Source organism: Sphingobacterium sp. LRF_L2 (genome assembly GCF_965644235.1).
GTDB lineage: Bacteria > Bacteroidota > Bacteroidia > Sphingobacteriales > Sphingobacteriaceae > Sphingobacterium.
Map to the genome: position 1 here is coordinate 1 of NZ_CBFFRI010000025.1, position 443 is coordinate 443.

General features: G+C 45.4%; 1 protein-coding gene. It reads right to left on the reverse strand.

Annotated elements, in window-relative coordinates; genetic code table 11:
• Window positions 1-218 precede the first annotated feature (218 nt).
• Window positions 219-443: hypothetical protein (locus tag ACSZOX_RS22390; protein WP_437922473.1), on the reverse strand; the 225-nt coding region annotated here is incomplete at its 5' end.

A 443-nucleotide genomic window follows, 5' to 3' on the forward strand; every position in this document is an offset into this window, starting at 1 on the left:
TTAGTTCTATTTAAGTTCGGTGTTAACAGGGGTTTTATAGGGGTATAGTAGGGGGTTAATAGGGGGTTAGTAGGGGTATGACCCCTACTAACCCCCTATTAACCCTAAGCAAATCCGGTCTAAGGTAGAAAGTTGGAGGGGCTTTTGTGCGCAGGCTTCGGAACAAGAACAACCCAATGATGGAACAAGGATGACCCAAGAACGACCTAAGGATAGACCTAGCTCTGACCTGTCCCTGCACAGGGATGGAACAAGAATAACCCAAGAACGGAGCAAGGATAACCCAAGAACAACCTAATAAAGCCACAAGAACGGATCAATAGCACTGTTTCTGTAAAAATATCGTTCAGTCTACCAGCGCCTTGCGGAATAGTCTGTAAAAATAAGTGGGGAAAGCTTGGAGGGAATAGGTCTAATTTTCTACCTTTGCACCACTCCGCAAG